A 19,154-nucleotide genomic window follows, 5' to 3' on the forward strand; every position below is an offset into this window, starting at 1 on the left:
GTGCGCCGAAATCTCACCAGCGGACACCTACGCTCGTGACAGCGCGCTCAGGTGCACCGAAATCCCCACCAGCGGGCCGAAAATCAGCGCGATCGCGGTTCGCTGCTCCAGTTCCAGCGGCAACAGCAGCAGCCCGGTGGCGGCGACGGTCGCGCCCACCCAACCCAGCGAGTACGCGCGGTGCAGCGCGGCCGCGACGGTGGCCGCGCCGGTGATGGTCAGCACCGCCATCGACACCGCGCCCACGGTCAGCACGCTGAGCAGCGCGCCGGAAGCGATGTACTCGGCGCCGAAACCCACCCGCAGCAGCCACGGCCCGAAGAAGTACGCCAGCACCACGCCCACCGCGCCGATCGACCCGATCAGCGCCACCGGCTTCGCCAGCGCCCGCAGCCGGTGCCCGCGGGAATCCACGAAATGCGCAATCAGGTTGCCCTGCATGGCCGTTAGCGGCACCAGCAACGGCGCGCGGGTCGCGGTGACGGCCAGGATCAGCACGCCACCGGCGGCGCCGAGCTCGCCGGAGGTGGCCTGCAGCAGCACCGGGAACCCCATCACCAGCACCGCGGACGCGCCAGCCGCGGCCACCGCGTGCCCGGCCCCCCGCAGGAACGACGACGGTCGTTCTCGCGCGACGAGACCGGCCGCGTGCCGGGTGGTGGGGGACAGCAACAACATCAGCAGCCACGCCACCGAACCGGCGACGGTGGCCCACAGGAACCCGCCGAGCCCCCAGCCGACGATCATCGAGGTGACGGCCACCGCGACCCGGATGCCGGCGTCGGTCACCATCAGCGCGCCGTATTGGCCCCAGCGATTGTCCCCGGCGAGCATCCCGAGCAGGGTGGCGTGCAGGCAGAAGCACGCCAGCCCGACGGCCAGCAGCAGCACCGACAGCCGGGTCTGGGAGATGAACACGTGCGGGCCCCACCACAGCGCGCTCAGCACCAGCGCCGCCGCGGCGACCAGCCCGATGCCGACGGCCATCCGCATCGGGTGAGTGACGACGCCCGGCCCCGCGTCGAGTGTGCCGGCAGATCGAAGAATCGGCGGATTTGTCGATCTGGACGCACACTCGACGGCGAGGTCGTCGCTCGTCGTGGATTTGTCGCTCAAAGCCGGGCGAGCGGAGACCCCCTTCCCCTCCGGGGGCGACGGAGGCTCCAGGGGCGACGGAGGCGCGAGGGGCGACGGCGACGCAACACCCCCCAACGCCAACCGCACCTCCCGCGTGCTCTGCTGCAGCAGCCCGTTCGCCGCCCCGGTGACCAGCCCGAACGCCCCCCAGAACACCCCGAACAGCGAAAACCCGGCCGGCTCAAGGGCCCGCGCGGCCAGATACATCACCACGAACCCGCACAGCGCGCTCAACGCGGTCGCGACGCCCACCCGGGTGACGCTTGAGCGCGCCACCGGACCGGCCGACGGAGAACTCACCCCAGGTCCGGCACCGGCAGCGAGAACAGCCACGCGTCCCACAGCCCGTTCAGCGACGACGGCGCGTACTTCGCGGCCAGCCCCAGGAAATCGTCGGTCACCACCGTCGAATGCCGGTACCTCGTCGTCCAGTCCCGCAGCAGCGCGAAAAACGTCTCGTCGCCGAGGAACACCCGCAGCGCGTGCAGGGTCAGCGCGCCGCGTTTGTAGACCCGGTCGTCGAACATGTCCCGCGGGCCGGGGTCGGCCAGCAGGATGTCGGCGGGGGCCTCGAGGAGTCGGCGGTGATAGCGCTGCGCCATCTGCGCGGCGGTCATCCCGCCGGCGTGCTCGGACCACAGCCATTCGGCGTAGCAGGCGAACCCTTCGTGCAGCCAGATGTCGCGCCAGTGCCGCGCGGTCACCGAGTTGCCGAACCACTGGTGCGCCAGCTCGTGGGCGACCAGCCGCTCGGAGTCGCGGGTGCCGTCGCAGTGATTCGCGCCGAAGATCGAAACCCCTTGCGCCTCAAGCGGAATCTCCAGCGACTCGTCGTGGATCACCACCGTGTACCCCGACGACACCGGGTACGGCCCGAACAGTTCGCTGAACAGCGTCATCATCTGCGGCTGCTTGCTGAAGTCCACGGCCAGGTTGCGGCGCAGCCGGGCGGGCAGCACCGCCGAGATCGGCACCGGCGCCTTGGCGAGGCGCACCAGGTCATACATCCCGATCTGCAGCGTCACCAGGTACGTCGACGTCGGCTCGGCCAGCTCGTAGGTCCAGGTGGTGCGCCCCGACCGGGCGCGGGTGGACACCAAAGCACCGTTGGACACCACCCGGTACGGCGACTCGGCGCTCACCTGAATGCGGTAGCTGGCCTTCGCGCCGGGCTGGTCGTCGCACGGGAACCAGGTGGAGGCCCCGTTGGGCTGACCGGCGACCAGCGCGCCCTCGGTCAGCTCCTCGAACCCGACCTCGCCCCACAGCGTGCGGCGCGGGCGAGGGGCGCCGGTGTAGCGCACCGCCACCGTCATCGCCGCGCCCGGCGGCAGCGGCGCGGCCAGCGTGATGTGCACCTTGTTGTCGCGCGCTCGAAAGTCCTTGGCGGGCTTGCCGTTCACCAGCACCCGGGTCACCCGCAGCGGCGCGCACAGGTCGAGGGAGAACGTCCGCAGCGTCGCCAGCGTCACCGCGGTGATCAGCACCGAACCGTCGAGCCGGTTGATCGGAACCTTGTAGTCGAGCTCCAGCTCGTAGCGCGACGCGCGGTAGCCGAAGTTGCCGACCCCGGGCAGGTACGGGTCGATCACCGGCACGCTGGACTTCTTGGAGCCCTTCACGGCCGGTCCTTCTTCTTCTTGACCAGCCATGGCGCGATCGGATTGCCCTGCCAGCGCGTCGAACCCGGCACCTCGTCGCCGCGCATCACCAGCGACGCCGGCCCGATCGTCGCGCCCGCCCCGATCCGCGACGCCGGCAGCGACACGCAGTGCGTGCCGAGGGTGGCGCCGTCTTCGAGCACCACGGTGTCCATCTGCATGATCCGGTCGTGGAAGAGGTGCGTCTGCACCACGCAGCCGCGGTTCACCGTGGCCCCGTCGCCGATGGAGACCAGGTCGGCCTCGGGCAGCCAGTACGTTTCGCACCACACGCCGCGGCCGATCTTCGCGCCGAGTCCGCGCAGCCAGATGTTCATCACCGGGGTGCCGGAGGCCTGCCGGGCGAACCACGGCGCGGCGACGGTCTCGACGAACGTGTCGGCCACCTCGTTGCGCCACACGAACGACGACCACAGCGGGTGCTCCACCTGCCCGATGGAGCCGACCACCAGCCACTTCGCCGCCACCGCGATCACCCCGGCGACCAGGCCGGCGGTCAGCAGCACCACCCCGGACAGCAGCGCCGTGAGGCCCCAGCCGAACCGCAGCGCCAGCGCCTGCAGCCCGATCAGCACCGCGGCGCCGATCGCGAAGCTCAGCATCAGCGGGATGAGCCGCGCGGTCTCCACCAGCGAGCGCAGCACCTTCAGCCGGGTGGACGGGTGGAAGGTCCGCACCGCGTCGGCGTCGGTGGGCTTGCGGCGCAACCGGATTGGCGGGCTGCCCAGCCACGACGAGCCGCGCTTGGCTTTGTGTGGGGTGGCCGAGAGCACCGCGACGAGGCCGTCCTCGGGCACCCGCCGGCCCGGCTGGGTGATGCCGGAGTTGCCCAGAAACGCCCGGCGCCCGATCGTCGCGGTGGCGACGTGGATCCAGCCGCCGCCGAGCTCGTAGGAGGCCACCGAGGTGTCGTCGGCCAGGAACGCGCCGTCCTCGACGACGGTGAACTTCGGGATCGCCAGGGTGGTGGAGATTTCGGTGCCGCTGCCGATCTTCGCGCCCAGCAGCCGCAGCCAGACGGGGGTCAGCAGCGAGGCGTAAATCGGGAACAGGTAGTGCCGGGCGGCGTCCATCAGCCGCTCGGTGGCCCACAGCTGCCACCCGCTCCGGCTGCGCACCGGGTGGTAGCCCTCGTGCAGACCGACGGCGGCCAGCCGCACCAGCAGCAGCGTGATCAGCGCGTAGCTGGCAAACGCCAGCACGGCGGCCAGCGGCGTCCACGGCAGCGCCTGCCAGACGGCCTCCCGGAACGTGGGCGCGCCCCGCATCGCCCAGCCCAGCAAAGCCAGCCCGACGCCGAGCGCCAGCAGCGGCAGCCCCGCCAGCAGCACCGACGTCAGCCCGTAGATCGGCACCCAGTGCACCGCGCGCGGCGGCCGGTGATCCGGCCAGGGGTGGCGGGCCTTGCCGGACTTCACCGCCGGCGAGCCCTTCCAGTACTGGTTGTTCTTGACCCGGCCGACGACTCCGGAGCCGGCGGCGACGTCGGCGTTGCGGCCGACAACCGCGCCGGGCAGCAGGGTGGTGCGGGTGCCAATGGTGGCGTCGTTGCCGACGGTCACCGGCCCGACGTGGAACCAGTCGCCGTCGACCCAGTGACCGGACAGGTCCACCTCGGGCTCGATGGAGCAGCGATGCCCCAGCGACGCCATCCCGGTGACCGGCGGCGCGGAATGCAGGTCCACGCCCTTGCCGACCTGATTGCCCAGGGCGCGTGCGTAATACACCAGCCACGGGGCGCCGGCCTGGTTCTCCGCGCCGCTGGCCTCGGCCAGCCGGTCGGCCAGCCACACCCGCATATGCTCGCTGCCGCCGCGTTTGTAGGTGCCCGGCTCCAGCCCGGAGAGCATGGTGCGCGCGGCCAGCGCCGCGATGCCCATCCGGCCGATGGGGGTGATGAACAAAATGAACCCGGCCAGCAGCAGCCACCAGTTCACCGGGGCCAGCCACGGCAAATCCGTGACGACCGAGCCCACATTGTTGATCAGCGCCAGCCACACCACCCACTGCATGGCGCTCAGCGTCGCCAGCGGGAACGACGCCACGATCTGCAGCAGCTGGGTGGACCGCGGGGTCGGCTTGACCAGCCGCGGCTCCACCTCCACCGACGGTTTCAGGTCATCGAGGAACCCGGCCAGCGAACCCAGCCGGGGGTGGTCGTAGAGCTGCGCGACGGTCACCTCGGGGTGGCGCTGGCGCAGCGCCGCCACCAGCTGCGCCGCGGCCAGCGAACCGCCGCCGAGGGCGAAGAAGTCGGCCTCCGGGCCGTCCACCGACGCGCCGAGCACGTCGCGCCACAGATCGGCCAGCCAGCCCATGGTGCCGCCCAGCTCAGGCCCGTCGTCACCGCCGCCGCCGGGCGGCGGCCAGGGCAGCGCGTCGCGGTCGACCTTGCCGGAGGTGCGGGTGGGCAGCTCGTCGACCAGCACCAGCCGCGGCACCAGCGCCGCGGGCAGTTCCTCGGCCAGCCGGGACCGGGCCGCGCCCAGGTCGAAGTGAGGGTCCGCCGAGGCGATGTAGCCGACCAGCAGCGGGGTGCCGCTGCCGGTGCGCCGCACCGCGGCCGCGCCGCCGGACACCCCGGGCAGGTTCACCAGCGCGCTGTCCACCTCGCCGAGTTCGATGCGCCGGCCGCCGACCTTGACCTGGTCGTCGGCGCGGCCCTGGAAGTACAGGCCCTCGGGTTCCAGCCGCACCAGGTCCCCGGACCGGTAGGCGCGCGCCCAGCCGAGGGTCTCCATCGGCGCGTACTTCTCGGCGTCCTTCTCCGGGTCCAGGTAGCGGGCCAGGCCCACCCCGCCGATCACCAGTTCGCCGACCTCGCCGTAGCCGACCTGCTGGCCGGCGGCGTCGACGACGGCCAGGTCCCAACCGGGCAGCGGCAGCCCGATGCTGACCGGGCCCTCACCGCTCAGCCGCGCCCCGCAGGCCACCACAGTCGCTTCGGTGGGGCCGTAGGTGTTCCACACCTCGCGGGCCTCCTCGGCGGCGAGTCGCTCGGCGAGCTCCGGCGGGCAGGCCTCACCGCCAAAGATCAGCAGCCGCACCTGCTCCAGCGCCTCGGCGGGCCACAGCGCGGCCAGCGTGGGGACGGTGGAGACGACGGTGATGTCCCGGGACACCAGCCACGGGCCCAGGTCCATCCCGGAACGGACCAGCGAGCGCGGCGCGGGCACCAGGCACGCCCCATTGCGCCAGGCCAGCCACATTTCCTCGCACGATGCGTCGAAGGCCACCGACAACCCGGCCAGCACCCGGTCGTCGGGCCCGATCGGGGCGTCCTGCAGGAACGTCTCGGCTTCGGCGTCGACAAACGCGGCGGCGTTGCGGTGCGTGACCGCCACACCCTTGGGGGTGCCAGTGGAGCCGGAGGTGAAGATGATCCAGGCGTCGTCGCGCTGCAGCGGGGCCTGGGCGCGCCAGCCGCGGGACGAGCCGGGACCGCGGACCAGCCCGGCCTCGGTGATGATCGCGACCACGCCGGCCTCGCCGAACACCAGATCCGCGCGTTCCTGCGGGTCGTCGGCGTCGACGGGCACGTACGCCGCGCCCGCCGCGAGGGTGGACAGGATCGACACGTACAGCGAGTAGGAGCCCGACGGCATCCGGATGCCGATCCGGTCGCCGCGCCCGATGCCGCGGCTGGCCAGCCACTCCACGCTGGACTCGATATCCGCGATCAGCTCGCTGTAGGTCAGCTGCACCGTGCCGTCGTCGATGGCCGGCGCATCCGGGTACTTCTCCGCCGTCGCGTACAGAATGTCGATCAGGGTGCGTGGGGCCGGGGCCCGACCGGAGAGCCGGTACTGAGCGGGGATCTCATGCGCGTCCTCAGCCGTCACGGGTCAAATCTTAGGGGCCTGCGTTCGGTTCGGTTTCCCAGCGCCGCGCGAAGCTGCAAGACTGTGACGCGAGGGGAGTATTCCCATCGTCGCGGTGTCGTCATCACGTCGTCCGTCATCGGAGACCGGTGCCGCGGGTCGGCCGCTGCTTGCGCCCGGCGGAAGAGACCTCGGGCGTTTAACGACCGAAGGATTCCTGCATGCAAGTGACCGGGCTCGAATGGACCATCACGATGGTCGTCACCATCGCGGTGCTGCTGTTCGACGTGATCGTCATCGGCCGCCGGCCGCACGAACCGAGCCGACGGGAATGCACCGTCGCGCTGTCGATCTACGTCGGGTTGGCGATCCTGTTCGGGCTGTGGGTGTGGAACTTCCACGGCCGCCAGTACGGGCTGGAGTTCTACACCGGCTGGCTGACCGAATACAGCCTGTCGGTGGACAACCTGTTCATCTTCATCATCATCATGGCCAGCTTCAAAGTGCCGCGGATGTACCAGCAGAAAGCGCTGCTGATCGGCATCATTCTGGCGCTGATCTTCCGCGGCATCTTCATCGCCGTCGGCGCGGTGGCTATCAACAAGTTCGCCTGGGTGTTCTACATCTTCGGCGTGTTCCTGATCTACACCGCGATCAAGGTGGGCCGCGACACCGACCACAGCGACGACACCGAGAACGCCGCGATCCGGTTCGCCCGCAATCGGCTGAACTTCACCGACACCTGGGACGGCGCGCGGCTGTGGGTGCGGGAGAACGGCAAACGCGTCATGACGCCGATGTTCCTGGTGATCGTGGCGCTGGGCACCACCGACCTGATGTTCGCGCTGGACTCCATCCCGGCGATCTTCGGCCTCACTCAGCAGCCGTACCTGGTGTTCACCGCCAACGTGTTCGCGTTGATGGGCCTGCGTCAGCTGTACTTCCTGCTCGGCGACCTGCTGGACCGCCTGGTCTACCTGCCGCAGGGCCTGGCGATCATCCTCGGGTTCATCGGTGTGAAGCTGATCCTGCACGCCCTGCACGAGAACACCCTGCCGTTCATCAACGGCGGCGAAAGCGTGCACGTGCCGGAGATCCCGACGCTGTGGAGCCTGGCGGTGATCATCCTGGTGCTGTTCATCACCATGATCGCGAGCCTGATCAAGACCCGGGCTTCGCGCTAAAACGCCTCGGCGACGGCCTGCGCGACGGCGAGCATCGCCTCGTCGTCCGCGGTCTCGTCGAAGATGGTGACCAGCGGCAGCAGCGCCATGTCGTCGACCCGGAACTGCTCGCCCACCACGACGCTGATCAGCGAGTCGGCGGTGTCCCCGACCAGGATGTGGCCGTGGAAATCGCGCTGCGGGGACAGTTCGATCCGGTCGGCCAGGGTGTACTGGAACTCCACCGAAAGCCCGCGGCCGTTCAGCGAGAAGTAGCAGGTCCGCACGCTGGGCTGCGGGTCGGCGACCCCGTCCAGGTCGCTCACCGGCGCGCACGGGTCCGCGCCGGTCAGCACCGTCGTCGGGAACTTCGAGTCGGAGAACGTCGGGCGCAGCGCGAACTGATTGATCGCGGTGGCGACCAGCCGCTCGCCGATCGCGCAGACGTCGGTCTGCACGGCGCCGCTGGCGAACACCATCAGCAGCGTGCCGTCCGGGTAGCTCGCGGTCTGGTTGCAGGACCAGTTCGTGACGGTGCTGCGGTCCTTCGGGGCGTTCGGCGCGTCCCAGAACGACGACGACGTCACCTCGACCCCGTCGACGACGCGGTGTCTGACCCAGTCCTCGTCGGCGACCGGGGTGACCGGGTCGCGGTAGGCCACCGAGATGTCGCCGGCGGCCTGTCCGGACGCGTCCGCGATCTGCGACGAGCACGAGCCGAAGTTGGTGGGGCCGACGACGGTCAGCGCCCGGCCGTCGACGTCGTCGGCGTCGCCGTAGAGCGCGCACGGGTCGATATTGCGCAGTTCGGTCAGCAGCGCGGGGGCGTCGGAATCGGTCGGGGCGTCGGCGACCTCCTCGACGCGCGGGCCGGTGGAGCACCCGGCGAGCAGGATCGCCGAGGCTGCCAGGGCCGTCGTCGCGGCGGAGCGCACACTCACGCTCAGAACATTAGCGGGCTCTTAGACCCAGTTCTGGTAACCGCCCTCGGGCCCGAGCAACTCCTCCAGCCGCGCCCGGGTGATCCGGGCCAGCTCCTCGCGGTCGGCGTCGTCGGCGGGCAGCTCCGCCAGCAGCGCCTCCACCCGTTCGAACAGCTCCTCGCGGCTGGCGTACGGCCGCACCGCGGCCAGCTCGGCGGCCATCGTCACGTAGCCGGCGACGCCGTAGACGGCGTGCACGGCGCAGCGCGTCGGCAGATTGTTGAACCCGTCGAGTCCGATCCCCTGATGTACCAACACACTGAGGATCATCGAAGAGTCATGCCACGCCCGGGTTTCCTCGTGTTACGTCCGGGCTAAATCTCGGCCGGGTGTCAGTGCCCTTCGGCCTGGAACCGCTCGATGGAGCGCTGGATCTCGGCCTCGGCCTCGGCGCGGCCCACCCAATCGGCGGCGTCGACGTGCTTGCCTGGCTCCAGATCCTTGTAGTGCACGAAGAAGTGCTTGATCGCCTCGAGTTCGAAGGCGCTGATGTCGTCGAGGTCCTGGATGTGGTCCCAGCGCTTGTCACCGGCCGGCACACACAGCACCTTCGCGTCGCCGCCGGCCTCGTCGGTCATGTTGAACATGGCGACCGGGCGGGCTTCCACGATCACGCCGGGGAACACCGACTGCGGCAGCAGCACCATGGCGTCCAGCGGGTCGCCGTCCTCGCCGAGGGTGTCCTCGATGAAGCCGTAGTCGGTGGGGTAGCCCATCGGGGTATAGAGGTGGCGGTCCAGCCGCAGCCGGCCCGTCTTGTGGTCCACCTCGTACTTGTTGCGGTCGCCCTTGGCGATCTCGATGGTGACGTCGAACTCCACGCCCGGCTCCTTCGGCTTCGATTTTTAAACTCGCCCGCGAACACTATCGCGGAGGGATCGGCGCGTGGCAGCGATACCCTGCAGTACATGTCCGCATCCCGTCCGCGCCGCGGCAGGCACATCGCGCTGGCCCTGGGCGTGCTCGTCACGGTGGTGGCGCTGGTGGTCGTCGCGGGCCTGCTGACCCGCGGCGGGCACGACGGCCCGCCGGCCCCGGCGCCCGTCGCGCTGCAGGCCGCGGTGATCCCGGTGTCCGGCGACGCGCCGATGCCGACGGTCAGCGGGCTGGCCGCCGCGCTGGCCGGGCCGCTCGACGACGAGGACCTGGGCGCGTTCACCGGCCGGATCGCCGACGCGCTGACGGGTAAGGAACTGTGGGCCAAGAACCCGAACGTGCCGATGCAGCCGGCCTCGGTCACCAAGACGCTGACCGCCGCCGCGGCGCTGCTGACCCTGGACCGCGAGGACCGGCTGACCACCCGGGTGGTGGCCGCCGACTCCGGCGCCACCGCGGGCACGGTGGTGCTGGTCGGCGGCGGCGACACCACCATCTCCACCGCCGACCCGGGCAGCCCCACCTGGTACCGCGGCGCGGCCCGGCTCACCGACCTCGCGGATCAGTTGCGCCGCAGCGGTTTTCAGCCGACCGGCGTGCAGGTCGACACCTCGCTCTACAGCGGTCCGCGGATGGCGCAGGGCTGGGACGGCCGCGACATCCTCGGCGGCGACATCGCGCCGATGGAACCGGTCATGGTCGACGGCGGGCGCACCCAGCCGACGACGGTGGAGTCCCGTCGCTCGTCGACCCCGGCGCTGGACGCCGGCCGGGCGCTGGCCGGCGCGCTGGGGCTGGACCCCAAGCGGGTGGTGTACGCCAACACCCCGCCGGCCGGGGAGGAACTGGCCACCGTGCAGTCCGCGCCGCTGATCCAGCGGCTCACCGAGATGATGCACAGCTCCGACAATGTGATGGCCGAGGCGGTCGGCCGCGAGGTCGCCGCCAAACTCGGCCGGCCGATGAGCTTCGTCGGCGGCGCGGCCGCGGTGCTGCAGGTGCTCGGCGACAACGGCGTCGACACCTCCGGCGCGCAGTTACACGACAACAGTGGCCTGTCCGTCGACGACCGGCTCACCGCCACCACCCTCGACGAGGTGGTCGCCCAGGCCACCGGCGACGAGCACCCGCAGCTGCGCCCGCTGCTGGACATGCTGGCCATCGCCGGCGGCAGCGGCACCCTGTCGGACCGCTTCCTGGGTGACGACATCCGCGAGTCGGCCGGCTGGCTGCGCGCCAAGACCGGGTCGCTGACCGGCACCAACACCCTCGCCGGGGTGGTCACCGACCGGGCCGGGCGGGTGCTGACGTTCTCCTTCATGTCCAACAACGCCGGGCCCACCGGCCGCAACGCCCTGGACACCCTGGCCGCTGTGCTTCGGACCTGCGGCTGCGGCTCGTGACCTCTGCCGCGGCCATGCTGGACTGGCAATTCGCCGCCGACCTCGGCGCGCGACTGGCCCGCCCGGGGCCGCCGATGTCGGACTACACCCGCGATCAGGCCATCGCCGTGCTGGCCGACTGCGCGCTGCGCGCCGAACCGCTGGTCCGCGAGATCAGCCGGCTGACCGCCGGACAGGACGCCCCGGAGGCCGCGATCGTCGACCGCCCGGACTGGATCCGCGCCGCGGCGGCCGGTATGCGGGTGCTGATGTCCGCCGCCACCGGGCCGGCCGAACCCGAACCCGAGCCGAGCGGCCTGCTGGGCCGGGCCGGCGCGCTGGCGTCCACGCTGGCCGGCCGCGCCGCCGGCGCGCAGACCGGCGCGGTCCTGGCGTTCGTGTCCTCGGGCATCCTCGGCCAGTTCGACCCGTTCGGCGCCGACGGACCCCGGCTGCTGCTGGTCTACCCGAACATCGTCGCCGTCGAGCGCCAGCTGCGAGTGCCGCCAGCGGACTTCCGGCTGTGGGTGTGCCTGCACGAGGTCACCCACCGGGTGCAGTTCAGCGCCAACCCGTGGCTGTCGGACTACATGGCCTCGGCCGTCGGGGTGCTGACCGGCGAGAACGAGGAGCAGTTCTCCGATCTGCTGACCCGGGTGTCGGCGTTCGCCCGCAACCGCGAGGAGGGCATGGTCGGGTTGCTGCGCGCCACCATGGCCGAGCCGCAGCGGAAGGCGCTGGACCAGATGCTGGTGCTCGGCACCCTGCTGGAGGGCCACGCCGACCACGTGATGGACGCCGTCGGGCCGTCGGTGGTCCCGTCGGTGCACACCATCCGGGCCCGGTTCAATTCCCGACGGGAACGCAAACACTCCCCACTGCAGCGGCTGCTGCGCGCGGTGCTGGGCCTGGACGCCAAGCTCGCGCAGTACACCCGCGGCAAGGCCTTCGTCGACAACGTCGTCGGCCGGGTCGGGATGGACCGCTTCAACACCATCTGGACCGGCCCGGACACCCTGCCGCTGCCGCCCGAGGTCGACCATCCGCAGCGCTGGATCGACCGGGTGCTGTGAGCGGGAGCGCGGGTGAAACGAGCTTGCACCGGCTGATCCGGGCGCTGGCGGCGTTCGCCCGCGAGGTTCCCGACGGGCCCTGGTGCGTCGCGCTCTCCGGCGGCCCGGACTCCCTGGCGCTGGCCGCCGCCGCGGCCCGCAGCCGCCCGACCGCCGCGCTGATCGTCGACCACCGGCTGCAACCTGGATCGGCGGGGGTCGCTTCGAACGCCGCCGAGCAGGCGTCACGGCTGGGCTGCGAATCCGCGCAGGTGCTGACCGTTTCCGTCGGCGCCGACGGGGGACCGGAGGCCGCCGCCCGCGCCGCCCGCTACGCCGCGTTGGAGCAGGCCCGCGCCGGTCGGCCGGTGCTGCTCGGGCACACCCTCGACGACCAGGCTGAAACGGTGCTGCTCGGCCTGGCCCGCGGGTCGGGGCCACGCTCCATCGCCGGGATGCGGCCCTGGGCGCCGCCGTGGGGCCGGCCGCTGCTGGGCCTGCGCCGGGCCGACACCGAAGCCGCCTGCGCCGAACTGGGCCTGGACCCCTGGCGCGATCCGCACAATAGCGACCCGCGATTCACCCGGGTGCGGCTGCGCGACGAGGTGCTGCCGCTGCTGGAGGACGTGCTCGGCGGCGGGGTCGCGGCGGCGCTGGCCCGCACCGCCACCGCGCTGCAGGAGGACGGCGACGCCCTCGACGCGCTCGCCGAAACCGTCGACGTCGAAGACCAGCCGCAGGTCACCGTGTTTTTCGGGCTTCCCACCGCGGTGCGGCGCCGGGCGCTGCGACGGTGGCTGCTGCGCTGCGGGGCGCACCGGCTCACCGATGAGCAACTGCGGGCCGTCGACGCGCTGGTCACCGACTGGCGCGGGCAGGGCGGGGTGGCCGTCGGTGGGGCCGGGCCGCGGGAGCGACTGTTCGCCGAACGCCGCGACGGTCGGCTGCGGCTGCGGATTGAGCCGGTCTGAGTAGTCAGCCCCCGGGGCGGCATGGCACGCTGTGCAGGTGCCGGCCCACACAGAGCTGTACCCCGGGGACATCGAATCCGTGCTGCTGTCGCAGGAACAGATCTACGAGCGCACCAACGAGCTGGCCGAGGCCATCGCCGCGGACCACCGCGACGGCGGGGGAGACCAGGACCTGCTGCTGGTCACCGTCCTCAAGGGCGCGGTCATGTTCGTCACCGACCTGGCCCGCGCGCTGCCGGTGCCGACCCAGCTGGAGTTCATGGCCGTCAGCTCCTACGGCTCCTCCACCTCGTCGTCCGGGGTGGTGCGCATCCTCAAGGACCTCGACCGCGACATCAATGGCCGTGACGTGCTGATCGTCGAGGACATCATCGACTCCGGCCTGACGCTGTCCTGGCTGCTGCGCAACCTGGCCACCCGCAACCCGCGCTCGCTGCGGGTCTGCACCCTGCTGCGCAAACCCGAAGCCGTGCGCGCCGACGTCGACGTGGCCTACATCGGGTTCGACATCCCCAACGAGTTCGTCGTCGGCTACGGCCTGGACTACGCCGAGCGCTACCGGGACCTGCCCTACATCGGCACCCTGGACCCGAAGGTGTACAGCTCCTAATCCAGTTCCCAGGAGATGTCGACGGTGAACGTCAGCGTCTGCTTGCCCGGCTCCAGCGGCACATTCGACGGCTCGGCCGCGGTCCGCGACTCGAACGCCGGGGACGGCACGTCGACCGAGGCCGGCGATTCCAGGATCGAGATGATCTTGCCGAGCTTCATCCCGGCCAGCTCCGCGTACTGCTCGGCGCGGGCCTGAGCGTCGGCGAACGCCTTCGCGCGGGCGTCCTTCACCATCTGCGAATCGTCGCTGATGCTGTAGTCCACATTGTTGATGCGCATCGCGTCGCCGCCGTTGAACACCGCGATGCCCAGGATCTTCGACGCCGACTCGGCGTTGCGGATGGTCAGCGTGATGGTGTTGGTGGCCTGGTAGCCGGTGACGGTGTTGCCGTCGTTGGAGGTCTGCGGGTTCAGCGTGACATTGCTGGTGGCGATGTCGGTGCGGTCCACCCCGGCGCCGACGAGCGCGTCGAGCACGGTGGTCTGCACCTCGTTGGCCTCGGCCATCGCGGTGTTCGCGTCCGAGGCCGTTTCGCTGACCGTCAGGCTCGCGGTGAGGGTGTCCGGGGTGCCCTCGGTCTTGCCGGTGCCGGTCACGCTGACCTGCCGCACATCGCTGGACGATCCGACCGGGCTGGCCGCGTCGCAACCGGACAGCGCGAGCGCCGTGGCCGCGATCAGCGAACCGGCTCCGAGGCGGGCGAGGGTGCGGGATTTTCCGGCGCTGGGCATGCCCGCCAGACTAGCGGCTCGGCGCGGGAGCCCTACCGGTAACCTGTGAGGACACCTGGCATGCCACAGGGAAGGACCCGGCGCGAGCCACACGATGAACCGAAAAACCGTCATCCGGACGCTGACAGTGGTCTTTGGGCTGCTCGTCATAGGCCTGTTGTTCTTCTATCTGGGTGATGACACCCGCGGCTACAAGCAGGTGGACACCTCGGTGGCGGTCGCCCAGATCCGCGACGGCAACGTCTCCGAGGCGCAGATCGACGACCGTGAGCAGCAGGTCCGGGTCACCCTCAAGGACGGCAAGACCGTCGAGGGCTCCGACAAGCTGATCGCCAAGTACCCCACCGGGTTGGCGGTCACCCTGTTCAACGACCTCGACAAGCAGGACGCGAAGGTCAACACCACCGTCAAGCAGGAGGGGTTCTTCTCCACCCTGCTGATCTTCATGCTGCCGTTGCTGCTGCTGGTGTTCCTGTTCGTCATGTTCGCCCGGATGCAGGGCGGCGGCCGGATGGGATTCGGGTTCGGCAAGTCCCGCGCCAAGCAGCTCTCCAAGGACATGCCCAAGACCACCTTCGCCGACGTCGCCGGCACCGACGAGGCGGTCGAGGAGCTCTACGAGATCAAGGACTTCCTGCAGAACCCGTCGCGCTACCAGGCGCTCGGCGCGAAGATCCCCAAGGGCGTGCTGCTCTACGGCCCGCCCGGCACCGGCAAGACGCTGCTGGCCCGCGCGGTCGCCGGCGAGGCCGGGGTGCCGTTCTTCACCATCTCCGGCTCGGACTTCGTGGAGATGTTCGTCGGCGTCGGCGCGTCCCGGGTCCGGGACCTGTTCGAGCAGGCCAAACAGAACAATCCGTGCATCATCTTCGTCGACGAGATCGACGCCGTCGGCCGCCAGCGCGGCGCCGGCATGGGCGGCGGGCACGACGAGCGCGAGCAGACCCTCAACCAGCTGCTGGTCGAGATGGACGGCTTCGGCGACCGCCAGGGCGTCATCCTGATCGCCGCCACCAACCGGCCCGACATCCTGGACCCGGCGCTGCTGCGCCCCGGCCGCTTCGACCGGCAGATCCCGGTCAGCGCGCCGGATCTGGCCGGACGGCGCGCGGTGCTGCGGGTGCATTCCCAGGGCAAGCCGATCGCCGAGGACGCCGACCTGGACGGGCTGGCCAAGCGGACCGTCGGGATGTCCGGCGCGGACCTGGCCAACGTGATCAACGAGGCCGCGCTGCTCACCGCGCGGGAGAACGGCACCATCATCACCGGGGCGGCGCTGGAGGAGGCCGTCGACCGGGTGGTCGGCGGGCCGCGGCGCAAGAGCCGCATCATCAGCGAGCAGGAGAAGAAGATCACGGCCTACCACGAGGGCGGGCACACCCTGGCAGCGTGGGCGATGCCGGATCTGGAGCCGATCTACAAGGTGACCATCCTGGCCCGCGGGCGCACCGGCGGGCACGCCGTCGCCGTCCCCGAGGACGACAAGGGCCTGATGACCCGCTCGGAGATGGTCGCCCGGCTGGTGTTCGCGATGGGCGGCCGGGCCGCCGAGGAGCTGATCTTCCGGGAGCCGACGACGGGCGCGTCCTCCGATATCGAGCAGGCCACCAAGATCGCCCGCGCGATGGTCACCGAGTACGGCATGAGCGCCAAACTCGGCGCGGTGAAGTACGGCACCGAGCACGGCGACCCGTTCCTGGGCCGCACCATGGGCACCTCCCCGGACTACAGCCACGAGGTGGCCCGTGAGATCGACGAAGAGGTCCGCAAGCTGATCGAGGCCGCGCACACCGAGGCGTGGGAGGTGCTCACCGAGTACCGCGACGTGCTGGACGTGCTGGCCGGCGAGCTGCTGGAGAAGGAAACCCTGCACCGACGAGAACTCGACCGGATCATGGCGAGCGTGCGCAAGCGCCCGCGGATCACCGCGTTCGACGACTTCGGCGGCCGCATCCCGTCGAACAAGCCGCCCATCAAGACCCCGGGCGAGTTGGCCATCGAGCGCGGCGAGGAGTGGCCCAAGCCCGCCCCGGAGCCAGCGTTCAAGGCCGCCATCGCCGCCGCGTCCGCGCAGGCCGCGGCCTCCGCGCCATCGAACCCCGTGCCGCCGAACTTCGCGCCGCCGAGCCCGAATGGTTCCGGCGACGGCAGGCACGCCGCGCCGAACGGCTACCCGCAGCCGCAATACCCGCAACACGCGGGCGCCGGTCAGCACGGCCCGCAGGGCCAGCATGGGCAGCCGCAGCACGGTGGCCAGCAGCAGGGGCAGCCCCAGGGCGGGCAGCCGAACTACGGCGCCCCGGCCGGCTGGCACGCGCCGGGCTGGCCGCCCGCGCCCCAGGCCCCGCACTACCCGCCGCCGTCGCAGCCCGCCCGGCCGGTCTACCCGCCGTCGGGCCAGCAGCCGCCGTACCCTTACCCGGGCCAGCCCCAGGGCGAACCGGGCGAGGACCGTCGCTGATGGCGGAATTTCCCGAGTTCGACCAGGAACGGGCCGAGGCGGCGGTGCGCGAGCTGCTGCTGGCCGTCGGCGAGGACCCCGAGCGCTGCGGGCTGCGGGACACCCCCGCCCGGGTGGCCCGCTCGTTCAAAGAGATCTTCGGCGGGCTCTACACCGACCCGGACACCGTGCTGGAGACCACCTTCGATGAGCAGCACGACGAACTGGTGCTGGTCAAGCAGATCCCGATGTACTCCACCTGCGAGCACCACCTGGTGGCCTTCCACGGGGTGGCGCACGTCGGATACATCCCCGGCCACGACGGCCGGGTGACCGGACTGTCGAAACTCGCCCGGGTGGTCGACCTGTACGCCAAACGCCCGCAGGTGCAGGAGCGGCTCACCGGGCAGATCGCCGACGCGGTGATGCGCAAACTCGATCCGCGCGGCGTCATCGTGGTGATCGAGGCCGAGCATCTGTGCATGGCGATGCGCGGGGTGCGCAAACCCGGCGCGATCACCACCACCTCGGCGGTGCGCGGACAATTCAAGACCGACAAGGCGTCCCGCGCCGAAGCCCTGGATCTGATCCTGCGTAAATGAGGCCCGCCGGCATTCAGGTGATGGGCGTCGTCAACGTCACCGACGACTCGTTCTCCGACGGCGGACTGTTTCTCGACCCGGATCACGCTGTGGCGCACGGTCTTTCCCTACTCGCCGACGGCGCGGACACCCTCGACGTGGGCGGTGAGTCGACCCGGCCCGGCGCAGTGCGGGTGCCGGCCGCCGTCGAGTTGGGCCGGGTGCTGCCGGTGATCCGCGCGCTGGCCGCCGCCGGCGCGACGGTCAGCATCGACACCACCCGCGCCGAAATCGCCGCCGCCGCACTGGAAGCCGGCGCCGCGCTGGTCAACGACGTCTCCGGCGGCCGCGCCGACCCGGCGATGGCCCCGCTGCTGGCCCAGGCCGGCGTCCCGTGGATCCTGATGCACTGGCGGCCGATCTCCGCCGACGACCCGCACCGGGTGCCCGACTACACCGACGTCGTCGCCGACGTGCGCGCCGAACTGCTGCGCTCCGTCGACGCCGCCGTGGCCGCTGGCGTCGCGCCGGAGAACCTGATCATCGACCCCGGACTGGGTTTCGCCAAGAACGCCGCGCACAACTGGGCGCTGCTGCGCGGGCTGGGCGAGCTGGTCGCCACCGGGATCCCGGTGCTCGTCGGGGCGTCCCGCAAGCGGTTCCTCGGCGCGCTGCTGGCCGCCGACGACGGCGCCCCCCGACCGCCGGACGGCCGGGAGACCGCGACCGCGGTGATCTCCGCGCTGGCCGTCGAACACGGGGTGTGGGGCGTGCGGGTGCACGACGTCCGCGCCTCGTCGGACGCGCTGAAGGTCGTCGCGGCCTGGACCCGAGGGGGAGCCGATGCCTGACACCGACCGAATCGAACTGCGCGGCTTGACCGTTCGCGGCAACCACGGCGTGTTCGACCACGAGCGCCGCGACGGCCAGGACTTCGTCATCGACGTGGTGCTGTGGCTGGACCTGGCGCCGGCCGCCGCCTCCGACGACCTCGCCGACACCTACGACTACGGGGTGCTGGCCGCCCGGGCCGCCGAGATCGTCGGCGGGCCCGCGCGGGATCTCATCGAGACGGTGGCCGCCGAGATCGCCGACGACGTGATGACCGACGAGCGGGTGCAGGCCGTCGAGGTGACCGTGCACAAGCCGTCGGCGCCGATCCCGCTGGACTTCGCCGATGTCGCCGTGGTGGCCCGGCGCGCCCGCCCGCCGCAACCCCGGGTGAGGTTGGTGTGAGCATTGCCGTGCTGTCCATCGGCAGCAATGTGGGCGACCGGCTGGGGCATCTGCGCTCGGTGCTCGACGGGCTCGGGCCGCGGGTGCGCGCGGTGTCGCCGGTGTATTCCACCGCGCCGTGGGGTGGCGTGGAGCAGGACGATTTCCTCAACGCCGTCGTCGTCGCCGAAGACGACCTGGACCCGATCGAATGGCTGGATCTGGCCCAGTCGATGGAGAAGGCCGCGCACCGGGTGCGCGGGCAGCATTGGGGCCCACGCACTCTCGACGTCGACATCGTCACCGTCAGCGACCACACCGGAACGCTGCGGCGGGTGTGCGACCGGCTGATCCTGCCGCACCCGTACGCCCACCAGCGCGCGTTCGTGCTCGCGCCGTGGCACGACGTCGACCCGGACGCGACGCTGGCCGTCGACGGGTCCGACCACCCGATCGCCGAGCTGCTGGCCGCGACGCCGCCGGAGGAACTCGCCGCGGTGGCGCGCACGGATCTGGCGCTGCGGTGAA

The 19,154-nt window shown here is 71.3% G+C and carries 17 protein-coding genes; 10 read left to right on the plus strand and 7 right to left on the minus strand.

Annotated elements, in window-relative coordinates:
- Nucleotides 1-27: 27 nt before the first annotated feature.
- From L2Z93_RS01620 to L2Z93_RS01630, 3 genes are read right to left on the minus strand one after another with little or no spacing between them, the layout of a single operon-like run.
- Nucleotides 28-1,437, minus strand: coding sequence for a hypothetical protein (locus L2Z93_RS01620; protein WP_234786168.1), 1,410 nt, complete (start codon nt 1,435-1,437; stop codon nt 28-30).
- Complete coding sequence (locus L2Z93_RS01625) at nt 1,434-2,789, minus strand: M1 family metallopeptidase (protein WP_090589564.1); 1,356 nt, start codon at nt 2,787-2,789, stop codon at nt 1,434-1,436. Before L2Z93_RS01625 ends, L2Z93_RS01620 begins: the two co-directional genes overlap by 4 nt.
- Nucleotides 2,756-6,640: a Pls/PosA family non-ribosomal peptide synthetase gene (locus tag L2Z93_RS01630; RefSeq protein WP_090589567.1), complete on the minus strand. Its 3,885-nt coding sequence runs from the start codon at nt 6,638-6,640 to the stop codon at nt 2,756-2,758. The genes L2Z93_RS01625 and L2Z93_RS01630 overlap by 34 nt, the downstream gene beginning before the upstream one ends.
- Before the next feature lie 200 nt (nt 6,641-6,840).
- Here L2Z93_RS01630 and L2Z93_RS01635 point away from each other — a divergent pair, with 200 nt between their 5' ends.
- Complete coding sequence (locus L2Z93_RS01635) at nt 6,841-7,803, plus strand: TerC family protein (RefSeq protein WP_090589570.1); 963 nt, start codon at nt 6,841-6,843, stop codon at nt 7,801-7,803.
- Here L2Z93_RS01635 and L2Z93_RS01640 read toward each other — a convergent pair.
- The 3 genes from L2Z93_RS01640 to L2Z93_RS01650 all read right to left on the minus strand — a co-directional run bounded on the left by L2Z93_RS01640 (nt 7,800) and on the right by L2Z93_RS01650 (nt 9,586).
- On the minus strand, nt 7,800-8,723 hold the full coding sequence (locus L2Z93_RS01640; RefSeq protein ID WP_128111786.1) for a hypothetical protein: 924 nt from the start codon (nt 8,721-8,723) through the stop codon (nt 7,800-7,802). The two genes, L2Z93_RS01635 and L2Z93_RS01640, sit on opposite strands and share 4 nt — an antisense overlap.
- A 21-nt stretch (nt 8,724-8,744) precedes the next feature.
- Complete coding sequence (locus L2Z93_RS01645; RefSeq protein WP_090589578.1) at nt 8,745-9,023, minus strand: hypothetical protein; 279 nt, start codon at nt 9,021-9,023, stop codon at nt 8,745-8,747.
- Nucleotides 9,024-9,097: 74 nt separating this feature from the next.
- Nucleotides 9,098-9,586, minus strand: a complete 489-nt coding sequence (locus tag L2Z93_RS01650) for an inorganic diphosphatase (protein WP_090589582.1) — start codon at nt 9,584-9,586, stop codon at nt 9,098-9,100.
- 87 nt (nt 9,587-9,673) lie between these two features.
- Here L2Z93_RS01650 and dacB point away from each other — a divergent pair, with 87 nt between their 5' ends.
- Genes dacB through hpt form a run of 4 tightly spaced genes read left to right on the plus strand, consistent with a single transcriptional unit; the run spans nt 9,674 to nt 13,656 of the window.
- Entirely contained in the window at nt 9,674-11,044 is a 1,371-nt protein-coding gene (gene dacB, locus L2Z93_RS01655; protein ID WP_090589585.1) for a D-alanyl-D-alanine carboxypeptidase/D-alanyl-D-alanine endopeptidase, read from the plus strand.
- A 14-nt stretch (nt 11,045-11,058) separates the two neighbouring features.
- A complete protein-coding gene (locus L2Z93_RS01660; RefSeq protein ID WP_090589619.1) occupies nt 11,059-12,096 on the plus strand; it encodes an Rv3626c family coenzyme F420 biosynthesis-associated protein in 1,038 nt (345 codons plus the stop codon).
- Nucleotides 12,075-13,046 carry a tRNA lysidine(34) synthetase TilS gene (tilS, locus tag L2Z93_RS01665; protein ID WP_370745825.1) on the plus strand — a complete coding sequence of 324 codons (972 nt, stop codon included), beginning with the start codon at nt 12,075-12,077 and terminating at the stop codon, nt 13,044-13,046. The genes L2Z93_RS01660 and tilS overlap by 22 nt, the downstream gene beginning before the upstream one ends.
- Before the next feature lie 31 nt (nt 13,047-13,077).
- Nucleotides 13,078-13,656 carry a hypoxanthine phosphoribosyltransferase gene (gene hpt, locus L2Z93_RS01670; RefSeq protein WP_090589588.1) on the plus strand — a complete coding sequence of 193 codons (579 nt, stop codon included), beginning with the start codon at nt 13,078-13,080 and terminating at the stop codon, nt 13,654-13,656.
- Here the strand turns inward: hpt and L2Z93_RS01675 are convergent.
- The gene (locus L2Z93_RS01675; protein ID WP_090589593.1) at nt 13,653-14,390 is read right to left on the minus strand and encodes an SIMPL domain-containing protein; all 738 of its coding nucleotides are present in this window, start codon (nt 14,388-14,390) and stop codon (nt 13,653-13,655) included. The two genes, hpt and L2Z93_RS01675, sit on opposite strands and share 4 nt — an antisense overlap.
- A 94-nt stretch (nt 14,391-14,484) precedes the next feature.
- On the opposite strand from L2Z93_RS01675, the gene ftsH reads away from it, so the two are divergent.
- From ftsH to folK, 5 genes are read left to right on the plus strand one after another with little or no spacing between them, the layout of a single operon-like run.
- Nucleotides 14,485-16,851, plus strand: a complete 2,367-nt coding sequence (gene ftsH / locus L2Z93_RS01680) for an ATP-dependent zinc metalloprotease FtsH (RefSeq protein WP_090589595.1) — start codon at nt 14,485-14,487, stop codon at nt 16,849-16,851.
- Nucleotides 16,851-17,432 carry a GTP cyclohydrolase I FolE gene (folE, locus tag L2Z93_RS01685; RefSeq protein WP_090589598.1) on the plus strand — a complete coding sequence of 194 codons (582 nt, stop codon included), beginning with the start codon at nt 16,851-16,853 and terminating at the stop codon, nt 17,430-17,432. The genes ftsH and folE overlap by 1 nt, the downstream gene beginning before the upstream one ends.
- Nucleotides 17,429-18,262, plus strand: a complete 834-nt coding sequence (gene folP, locus L2Z93_RS01690) for a dihydropteroate synthase (protein WP_193438942.1) — start codon at nt 17,429-17,431, stop codon at nt 18,260-18,262. The genes folE and folP overlap by 4 nt, the downstream gene beginning before the upstream one ends.
- Nucleotides 18,255-18,647, plus strand: coding sequence for a dihydroneopterin aldolase (gene folB / locus L2Z93_RS01695; RefSeq protein WP_090589605.1), 393 nt, complete (start codon nt 18,255-18,257; stop codon nt 18,645-18,647). The genes folP and folB overlap by 8 nt, the downstream gene beginning before the upstream one ends.
- Nucleotides 18,644-19,153: a 2-amino-4-hydroxy-6-hydroxymethyldihydropteridine diphosphokinase gene (gene folK / locus L2Z93_RS01700; RefSeq protein ID WP_090589609.1), complete on the plus strand. Its 510-nt coding sequence runs from the start codon at nt 18,644-18,646 to the stop codon at nt 19,151-19,153. The genes folB and folK overlap by 4 nt, the downstream gene beginning before the upstream one ends.
- Nucleotide 19,154: the final 1 nt, after the last annotated feature.

Origin of the sequence: Mycolicibacterium brumae, from assembly GCF_025215495.1 — a bacterium.
GTDB lineage: Bacteria > Actinomycetota > Actinomycetes > Mycobacteriales > Mycobacteriaceae > Mycobacterium > Mycobacterium brumae.